This is a genomic window from Acidimicrobiales bacterium (assembly GCA_035316325.1).
Taxonomy (GTDB): domain Bacteria; phylum Actinomycetota; class Acidimicrobiia; order Acidimicrobiales; family VFJN01; genus DASXTK01.
Genome location: DATHJB010000090.1, coordinates 1 through 9,072 on the forward strand (window position 1 = coordinate 1; position 9,072 = coordinate 9,072).

The following is a 9,072-nucleotide window of genomic DNA, read 5'->3' on the forward strand; positions in this document are numbered from 1 at the left end:
GGTCCAGTGGGTGAGGCCGTCGAGGTCGTCGACCGAGCTGACGTGCCGCGGCGGGGTCTCGAAGCTCCCGTACGGGGTGATCCGCACCACGACACGCCCCTCGTTGATCGCGCCCTCGCGCACGGCCGGTCGCACCTCCTCCGGCATCGGCTCGCCCGCCATGATGCCGGCGATCCGCATGCTGAGATCGGTCACGGCCTCGACGTCGGTCTCGATCTTGGCGTCGCCGTAGACCAGCAGGTACGTCGGCGGCCACTGCTCGTCGAGCACGGCGAGCGAGACCTTCGGGTTGCGGGCCACCGCCTTCGCCTTGCCCCGCTCGGCCATCGTCGACACCAGGATGTCCCCACCGTCGACGACGTAGTACACGATCGACATCGCGGGCCCGTCGTTGCGCCGCCCGAACCCGAACATCGCGGTCCGGTGCTCGGCCACGAACTCCTTGCGCTCCTCCTGATCCATATATCGAATCTATACATTCTGTTGAACTGGCGGCAACCTGGCGACTGTTCGTCAGTCCCCGGAGGTCGCGCGGGCCGTGACCAGGCGGGTGAGGTCGACCCGCGAGCCGACGTCCAGCTTCCGGAAGATCGACCGCAGGTGGGAACCGACGGTGTGGCGCGACATGAACAGCCGCTCCGCCGCCTCCTGGTTCGTGAAGCCGTCGGTGACGAGCTCGGTGACCGCCCGCTCGGTGTCGGTGAGGCTGTCCCAGCCGAACGTCGGGCGGCTCCCGGGAGCTCGAGCGTCGTTGCGGGCACGGAGCAGGAGCCGTTCGGCGACGCCGGCGTCGTCGACGAGACGCTGCTCGATCTCCCGGGCGGCATGCTTCGCCACCGCGTGCATCAACGGGTTGGCCTCTGCCGCCTCCGATGTGAGGTCGATCGCTCCGAGGGTGTGCCCCGAGCTCGGGTCGGAGATGGGAGCCGTTGCGGCGCTCACCGGCGCCGTGTCGGCAGGCCGGCCCGGGCGCACGCTCGGGCTCGGATCGGAGCGGCCGGAGTCGACCACGTGGCCGAGCGCGTTGGTCACGACGACGCTCATCCGGGCACCGGCGAGGTCCTGCACCAGCTGATCGAGCACGGGCCGGGCGGCTCGGACGAGAGCTCGGTCACCGTGCCGGCCGGGGTAGAACCGGGCGGGCCGGTGCGGCAGGCTCGCCGACGTCGTCACTGGCAGGTCCTCGGACATGACGGCGGTCATGGTGCACCCCTCTCGATCGGCGGCCAGCAGGCCCTGGGTGCACCCTCGCACCCATCGCCGCCGCCGTCTTCGCTGGCAGCAGCCATTTCGAGGTCAGGTCAACCGGGCTCTCGGCATTCCTGCTAGCTGCAATGCGGGGACGGTCTACAGAGCCTCGAGGAACCTGATGACCGCCAGCACGCGGCGGTGATCGTCGCCGGCCTCCAGTATCTGGAGCTTGGGGAGGATGCTGTGCACGTGCTTCTCGACCGTGCCCTCGGACACGTACAGCCGGCGGGCGATGCCGGCGTTCGAACGCCCTTCCGCCATGAGGGAGAGCACCTCGCGCTCGCGGGGCGTGAGCTCCTCGAGCGGGTCGTTCCGGCGCCGCGCGGAGACGAGCTCCTGCACCAGGCCAGGATCGACGACCGAGCCGCCGCGCGCGATCCGCTCGACGGTCTCGACGAAGTCGGCGACGTCGGTCACCCGGCTCTTCAGGAGGTAGCCGACCCCCTCACCTCCGGCGAGCAGCTCCATCGCCTCCTCGACCTCGACGTGCGCAGAGAGGACGAGGATCCCGATCGAGGGATGCTCCTGGCGGATCATGCGCGCGGCCTCGAGCCCCTCGGTCGTGTGGCCGGGCGGCATCCGGATGTCGACGATGGCCAGGTCGGGCTCGTGCTCCCGGACGAGCGCGAGCAGCTCCGGAGCGTCGCCGGCCTGGCCGACGACTCGGAACCCCGACTGCTCCAGGAGGCTGGCGACACCCGCACGGAGCAGGACGTCGTCGTCGGCGAGGACTATGCGCACCGAGCGTTCGCCCATAGCGGCGCCTCGCACGGGATCGACGCTGAGACCATGCCCTCACGATGACACGTGGGCCAGCCACCTGGGCTCACCGGATTCCTGCTGGCTGCAATGCGGCGACGGCATCGCGGCGCGATCCTCGATGCGTGGGACCGGAACCGGAGGCCGTTGCGCGGCGTTTCCTCATCGTCGACGTCGATCTCGGCGAGGAGAGCGGGTTCGACCTCGCTCGGCGACTCGCCGCCGACGGCCAGGCGCGGGTCGTCCTGATCTCCGCCTACGCCGAGTCCGAGCTCGTCGATCTCGTCACGGCCAGCCCGGCCGTCGGGTTCGTGTCGAAGTCGGAGCTCTCGGCGAGAGCCGTCGCGGAGCTCCTCGGACCGCCCCTCTAGCCTTCCCGCGGTGAGCCCTCGACGGTCACGGTGCCGGCATCGCGTCGGGAGAGGGCCCGACGACGGGCAGGGCCCGGGTCATGATCCGATCGACGACGGTCAGGTCGTCGTCGCTCAACCACACGTCGGCCGCGGCGACGCTGTCGTCGACGTGGCTCGCCCGGCGGGCCCCGACGATGGCCGCGTCGACCGCAGGGTTGGCCAGCGTCCAGGCGATGGCCAGCTGCGGGACCGAGATGCCGAGCTCGGCGGCCAGTCGCCGGAGCTCCTCCACCGTCTCCAGGTTGCGGCGGAAGGTCTCGCCCCGGAACGACGGGTTGGTGCTCCGCCAGTCGCCGGCGGAGAACGTGGTGTGCGGCTCGAGGCGGCCGGTGAGGAGCCCGTGACCGAGGGGTCCGTAGACGAGCACCCCGATCTCGTGGAGGCGGGCGTAGGGGAGCACGCCCGCCTCCACGTCGCGGCGGAACAGGTGGTAGGGCGGTTGGATCGTCTCCACCGGCCGCGTCCGCGCGAACTCCCGCATCTGGACGACGCCGAAGTTCGAGACCCCGACGTGGCGGATCTTGCCCTCCCGCACGAGCTCGTCGAGGGCACCCGCGGTCTCGGCCAGCGGGACCGTCGGGTCGGGCCAGTGCACCTGGTAGAGGTCGATCTCGTCGACACCCAGCGCCTGCAGGCTGTCCTCGACGCCGCGACGGAGCCAGGCCGGGCTCGCATCGCGCACCAAACCGTCCGCGGTCCTCCGCAGGCCGCCCTTGGTCGCGACCACGACCTCGTGGCGGCGCGTGTCGAGCTCGTCGCGCAGCGCTCGTCCCAGCAGCTGCTCCGATGCGCCGAACCCGTAGCCCTGTGCGGTGTCGAAGACGTTCACGCCCAGCTCCCGGGCACGGCGGATGGCGGCGATGGCGTCGGGTTCGCTGAACCCTCCCCACTCACCGCCCAGCTGCCAGGTGCCGAACGCGATCGGGAAGACCTTCATGCCGGTCATCCCCAGAGTCACGTCGCTCATCAGTTCTCCTGTCCCGTCAGGCCCGCGTCGCGGGCGTGTCGACGAGGTGCTCGGCCAGGAACCAGACCTGCAGCTCGTGACGGCGCAGCACGTCGCTCATGAGCAGGTCGTTGGTGCCGTCGTCACGGTTGGCCGCGGTGGCGGTGATGGCGTCACGCACGTTGGTGATGATGAGCTCGTGGGCTTCGAGCAGGCGCGACAGCATCGCCGGCACCTCCTCGGCGCCGTCGGGAGGCCGGGGGATGGTGGTCACCTCGGCGACGTGGCGGGGATCGGCGATGGCGATGCCGCCGAGGGTCTGCACCCGCTCGGCGATCAGGTCGACGAGCTCGAGCTGCTCGTCCGCGTGCTTGTCGAGCAGCAGGTGCAGTTGGTAGAAGGTGTGGCCCCGGACCAGCCAGTGGTGCTTCTTGTAGTGGCTGTAGAGGATCATCGTGTCGGCCAGGACCTGGTTGAGGAGCTGGCAGCTCTCCATGCGGGCCTCGTAGGACAGCGCGATCGGGAACAGGCGGACGGTCCCGAACGCCTGGATCTCACGGCCGTGCTGGTGGATGAGGGGCTGGCTGCTCTCCGACGGTGCGGTTGCACCGTTGCTCGGGGAGAGGTTCGGGCTTCTCGCGTCCGTGGTCATGGTCGTTCGGTCCTTCCGCAGGTTGGCTGCCCGTCCCAGCGTGACGGTCGAGGCACCGCGGGACATCACGCGAGCGCGTGAGGTGGCCGAGGGTCGACGTCCGCCACAGTGAGGACCAGGGTCACGGAGCAGACGCCCAGGCAAAGGGGAAGACCGATGGCACGGATGCAGGAGCCGGTCGCGGTGCTCGGCATCGGCGCGATGGGCCACGGGATGGCGACCAGCGCGCTGCGCACCGGCATCCCGACGATCGTCTGGAACCGCGATCCCGAAGCGACCCGGGACCTCGCCGAGCTCGGCGCGGAGGTCGCCGAGACCGCCGTCGACGCCGCGCAGCGTGCCGCGATCGTCGTCACGATGGTCACCGACACCGAGGCCGTCATCTCGATCGCCCGTGACCAGGGCATGCTCGCGGCTCTCCCTCCGGGCGCGATCTGGGTGCAGATGAGCACCATCGGCGTGGCGGGGATCGATCGGATCCTGGCCTTGGTGGAGAAGGAACGCTCTGACGTGACGCTCCTCGACGCCCCGGTGTCGGGAAGCAAGGACCCCGCGGAGCAGGGCCAGCTGACGATCTTCGCTTCAGGGCCCGACGAGGCCCGCTCGCGCGTCGCTCCGCTCTTCGACGCCCTCGGCCAGCGCACGATCTGGGCCGGCCCGGCCGGGACCGGATCGCGCCTCAAGCTCGTGAACAACACCTGGCTCGCGTTCGCGGCGGAAGCAGTAGCCACGTCGGTGGCCCTTGCCCGTCGATCGGGGCTCGAGACCGACGCGGTGCTCGACGCCCTCGCCGGCAGCCCGCTCATGTCGCAATGGCAGGCGGCCAAGCTGCTACGGATCGCCAAAGGCGACTACTCGGCCCAGTTCCCGCTGTCGCTCGCGCTCAAGGACGTGCGCCTCGCCCTGCAGGCAGCCGGTGACCACCAGTTCGCCGCCCTCGCCTGCCTGGCCGACGAATGGCAACAGGTCGTCGACCAGGGCCTCGGCGACGAGGACCTCACCGTCGTGACACGCGCCCTGGAGCAGAGAGCAGCAGCGCCGTGACCCTGATCGGCCACCGGACCCGACAGCCCGCGCTCTGAAGGCCTGGCCGGTTCAGTGCTGGCGGGAGCGGTGGTCGGCGAGGAGCTGGTCGACGGCGGCGACCTCGTCGGTGGAGAGGACCCAGTCGACGGCGGCGCGGTTGGCGCGCACCTGCTCGGGCGAGGTGGCACCGGCGATGATCGAGGCCAGGTTGGGCTGGGCGGCCAGCCAGGCGAAGGCCAGCTCGAGGAGCGTGTGGCCCCGGCTGACGGCGTAGGCGTCGAGCTGCTCGACCAGGTCGAAGTTGCGCTCCGACAGGACCCGCGACGCCCGGTCCTCGGGCAGGCTGGCCAGGCGGGTGCCGGCGGGCGTGGGTGCATCGCGCCGGTACTTGCCAGTGAGGAGACCGCTCGCGAGGGGGAAGTACGGGAGCAGCGCCAGGCCGTTGCGCTCGCAGGCCGGCAGCACGTCGCGCTGGATCCCGGTGCGCAGCAGGCTGAACTGGTTCTGGGCGCTGACGAACCGTGCCCACCCCTGCTCCTGCGCCGTCGCCGAGGCGGCGTCCAGCTGGTCGGCGGAGAAGTTGCTGTTGCCGATCTGGCGGACCTTGCCGGCTGTGACCAGGCGGTCGAGCGCTTCGAGCGTCTCCTCGATCGGGACGCTGTCGTCGGGGCCGTGCTGCTGGTAGAGGTCGATGTGGTCGGTGCCCAACCGGCGCAGGCTCCCTTCCGCGGCGCGCTCGATCCACGCCGCACCGGCGCCGCCCTCACCCTCGCCGCCCAGCGGCATGCCGAACTTCGTGGCGATCACCACCTCGTCCCGCCGCCCCGCCAACGCCCGACCCAGGAACTCCTCCGACAAGGTCCCGCCGTACACGTCGGCCGTGTCGAAGAACGTGATCCCGGCGTCGAGCGCCGCGTGCACCACCGCGACCGACCGCTCCTCGTCGCAGCGCATGCCGAAGTTGTTGCACCCCAACCCCACCAGGCTGACCTTCAACGACCCGATCGCTCGCGTCTCCATGTCACATCTCCTTCTCAGTTGGACCACTCGGATCAGAGCAGCTCGGTGGCGTCGAGGTCGACAGCCTGGGCTGCGTGGCGGTTGGCCATCGCCATGAACATCGCGTCACCGCGCTCGGTCCGGCCCACCAGCACCGAGGCGATCACCGCCATCACGTAGCCGGAGAAGCTGTAGCGCCGGTAGTCCTCCCAGCAGGCGTCGAACGGGTAGTCGACCCCGACGCCGTAGGCCCCCAGCGCGGCGTGGTACCGGGCCACCAGGTCGCGCTCGTGGGCGCGGCGCAGGTCGGGCTGCAGGCCGGCACCCAGGAAGTAGGCGACGTCCGAGGTGCCGCAGCCCCACCGCACCGTCTGCCAGTCGACCACCACCAGCGGCCGGTCGCTGCCGGGCGGGCCGAACAGCATGTTGTCGAGGCGGTAGTCGCCGTGGGCCAGCGTCCGCGCCGACGGCTGGTGGGCGGCCCAGTCGGCGATGCGCGCGTGCAGGGCCCGCCCGATCGCGAGCGCGTCGGACGTGAGCGTGGTGATGTAGCGCTCGACGAAGCGGTCCCAGGTGAGGTCGTACAGCCCGGCGATCCCGACGGAGCCGGCCACGCCGGCGGCCAACCACTCGTGGCTCTGCAGCGTGTCGTCGCCCCACCGGGGCCCGTGGAGCCGGGCGGCCTCGTCCATGGCCAGCTCGGCGTGGGCCAGCTCGCAGCCGGCGAGCTGGTCGCCCTGCACCCGGGGCGCCAGGTCCTCGAAGACGAGCACGAAGTCGGCGGTGCCGGACACGATCGACGCCAGGTAGCAGGCCGGCCGGCTGATGTCGACGGTGTCGGCCAGGTCGCGGTAGAAGTCGACCTCGGTCTCGTAGGTGCGCGTCATGATCCCGGTGCTGCGGGTGGCCTCGTCGGGGGCGGCGAACTTGGCGACGATCGAGGCCGGGCCCGGGGCGCCCTCGTAGCGCAGCCGGTGGCGGACGTTGGCGCCGACCTGCCCCGTCCCGACGTCCTCCTGGTCGAACCCGACGACGTGCGTCCCGTCGTCCAGCAGCCCGGCGTCGCGCAGCACCCGGTCCAGCCACTCGGCGGTCACCGCTCCCGGCTCGTACACCTTTGGCACCTCCGGTCTGCCCACGTCGCCCTCCGCCTCAGCCCGGGGCGCCGTCGAGGAGCTCACGGAACCCGCCCGGCTCGTAGGGCCCGATCACCAGCTGTTCGAGCACGCCCAGGCCGGTGCGCCCACCCCAGGTGGCGCGCATCACCTGCTGCACGTGGACGCAGTCGAACGCGAGGGTGTCGAGCTCCTCGACCGGGTGCGCCTCGCCCGCGACCGCCAGCTCGCCGTGCCAGCGGCCGTGGCCCCACGTGGGGTGGAAGTAGCCGGCGCCCTTCATCCGGAAGGTCAGCAGCGGCTCCAGCTCGACCAGGTCTCCACCGCCGCCCTCGCCCGTGGGCAGCGTCAGGACGGCGCCGTTCGAGCGGCGAAGCCCGGGCGCCCAATGCACGTCGTGGCGGGCCGGCTGCAGGTGCCGGATGCCGGTGTCGGCGCCGACGACGGGCCCGTCAGGACCGATGACCGGCAGCAGCGCGGTCGTCTGGGCCCACGCCTCGCCCGTCGGGTCCTCCATCGTCATGTAGTGCAGGCACTGGTCGTCGAAGTTCAGCGGCGCCCACAGGAAGAACAGGGTGGGGAGGCTGGTCCTCGGCGCGGCGGGGGTGGGCTCCCCCACCGGCCGGACGCCCCAGGAGCGGTCCTTGGTCCCGTACACCGGGCCGGTGATGTCGAGCGGGCGCCCGCCGGCGGACAGCTCGCCGCTCCACGACACCATCTGCGTGGCCCGGGTGTAGTCCATGACCAGGCGAGTGCCGTCGTGTTGGACCGCCGCCGCCTCCTCGCACGCCGGGGTGCGGGCTTGGGCGACGAGGTCGGCGACCAGGCCGTGGTCCGGCGCGTCGACCCGGATCCGGCTGACGCGCAGCGGCTCGACGATCTCGACGGAGATCGGGCCGATGCGGGTCTGGCTGCGGTCGAGCGGGATGCGCCCGGAGGCGAACACCGAGCGCTGCACGCCGTCGTGGACGACCGAGAACGCCGCGTCGACGACCCCGCGGTTGGGGTACAGGCCCAGGGCGACCGCGAAGTAGAGGTCCTCGGTGTAGCCGTTGAACCAGAACCGGTCGTAGTGGTCGGGGTGGCCGCCGCCGGCGTGGGCGATCGGCTGGGAGGTCTGGTGGACGGGGTAGTCGTCGAACGGGCTCAGCACGATTGGTCCTCGATCAGGGTGTGAAGGTGCAGCGGCCGGACTCGAGGACGGTGCGGCCGTCCTCGCCCTGGGTGTGGAACAGGGCTTCGCCCTCACCGACGACCCACATCTGCACGGTGAGCTTCTCGCCCGGCATGACCGGCGACGAGAACCGGCCGTCCATGGAGCGAAACCGGGCCGGGTCGCCGGCGCACAGGCCGTGGAGCAGGGCCCGGCCGGTGAAGCCGTAGGTGCAGAGCCCGTGGAGGATGGGCCGGTCGAAGCCGCCCATGGCCGCGAACGAGGGGTCGGTGTGCAGCGGGTTGCGGTCGCCGTTGAGCCGGTAGAGCAGCGCCTGGTCGGTGCGCGTGTGGTAGCTGATCTCGACGTCGGGGGCGGTCTCCGGTGGCACGTTCTGGGGGCCGGACGGGCCGCGCTCACCACCCCAGCCGCCCTCGCCCCGGATGTAGGCCGACATGCGGCTGTCGAACAGCGGCCCACCGGTGTCGACCAGCGTGCAGCGCGACTCGGTCACCACCACCGCGCCCTTGCCCTTGTCGTAGATGGCCACGACCTCGGACACCGCCTCGAGCTCGCCCTCCACCGGGATCTCGCGGTGCAGGGTGATGCCCTGCTCGCCGTGGACCAGCATGGCCGGGTTGAAGCTGCCGACGCTGCCGAAGGCACCGCCCAGCGGACCGAGCACCACGGCCATGGTGGGCAGCACCCGCTGCGGGGTGTCGGCGGTGTTCTCGGTGGTGAGCTCGAGCTCCTTCAAC

The 9,072-nt window shown here is 71.4% G+C and carries 11 protein-coding genes; 2 read left to right on the plus strand and 9 right to left on the minus strand.

Annotation, left to right across the window (positions count from 1 at the left end; genetic code table 11):
- The 3 genes from VK611_12885 to VK611_12895 all read right to left on the minus strand — a co-directional run.
- On the minus strand, positions 1 to 462 hold a 462-nt coding region (locus VK611_12885; protein ID HMG42225.1), incomplete at its 3' end, for a pyridoxamine 5'-phosphate oxidase family protein.
- Between the two features lie 51 nt (positions 463 to 513).
- Positions 514 to 1,203: a LuxR C-terminal-related transcriptional regulator gene (locus tag VK611_12890; GenBank protein ID HMG42226.1), complete on the minus strand. Its 690-nt coding sequence runs from the start codon at positions 1,201 to 1,203 to the stop codon at positions 514 to 516.
- 144 nt (positions 1,204 to 1,347) lie between these two features.
- Complete coding sequence (locus VK611_12895) at positions 1,348 to 2,007, minus strand: response regulator transcription factor (GenBank protein ID HMG42227.1); 660 nt, start codon at positions 2,005 to 2,007, stop codon at positions 1,348 to 1,350.
- Between the two features lie 128 nt (positions 2,008 to 2,135).
- On the opposite strand from VK611_12895, the gene VK611_12900 reads away from it, so the two are divergent.
- A complete protein-coding gene (locus VK611_12900; GenBank protein HMG42228.1) occupies positions 2,136 to 2,381 on the plus strand; it encodes a hypothetical protein in 246 nt (81 codons plus the stop codon).
- Positions 2,382 to 2,406: 25 nt separating this feature from the next.
- On the opposite strand, the gene VK611_12905 is transcribed toward VK611_12900, so the two are convergent.
- Both VK611_12905 and VK611_12910 read right to left on the minus strand, forming a co-directional pair.
- Positions 2,407 to 3,390 (minus strand): aldo/keto reductase, encoded by a 984-nt coding sequence (locus VK611_12905; GenBank protein ID HMG42229.1) that lies wholly within the window; start codon positions 3,388 to 3,390, stop codon positions 2,407 to 2,409.
- Between the two features lie 16 nt (positions 3,391 to 3,406).
- Complete coding sequence (locus VK611_12910; protein ID HMG42230.1) at positions 3,407 to 4,021, minus strand: DNA starvation/stationary phase protection protein; 615 nt, start codon at positions 4,019 to 4,021, stop codon at positions 3,407 to 3,409.
- A 156-nt stretch (positions 4,022 to 4,177) separates the two neighbouring features.
- Between VK611_12910 and VK611_12915 the strand changes: the two genes are divergently transcribed.
- The gene (locus tag VK611_12915; protein HMG42231.1) at positions 4,178 to 5,065 is read left to right on the plus strand and encodes an NAD(P)-dependent oxidoreductase; all 888 of its coding nucleotides are present in this window, start codon (positions 4,178 to 4,180) and stop codon (positions 5,063 to 5,065) included.
- Between the two features lie 51 nt (positions 5,066 to 5,116).
- On the opposite strand, the gene VK611_12920 is transcribed toward VK611_12915, so the two are convergent.
- The 4 genes from VK611_12920 to VK611_12935 all read right to left on the minus strand — a co-directional run.
- A complete protein-coding gene (locus tag VK611_12920) occupies positions 5,117 to 6,067 on the minus strand; it encodes an aldo/keto reductase (protein ID HMG42232.1) in 951 nt (316 codons plus the stop codon).
- Between the two features lie 32 nt (positions 6,068 to 6,099).
- The gene (locus VK611_12925; protein HMG42233.1) at positions 6,100 to 7,161 is read right to left on the minus strand and encodes a phosphotransferase; all 1,062 of its coding nucleotides are present in this window, start codon (positions 7,159 to 7,161) and stop codon (positions 6,100 to 6,102) included.
- A gap of 37 nt (positions 7,162 to 7,198) precedes the next feature.
- On the minus strand, positions 7,199 to 8,314 hold the full coding sequence (locus tag VK611_12930; GenBank protein ID HMG42234.1) for a hypothetical protein: 1,116 nt from the start codon (positions 8,312 to 8,314) through the stop codon (positions 7,199 to 7,201).
- Positions 8,315 to 8,327: 13 nt separating this feature from the next.
- Positions 8,328 to 9,072: MaoC family dehydratase (locus VK611_12935; protein ID HMG42235.1), on the minus strand; the 745-nt coding region annotated here is incomplete at its 5' end.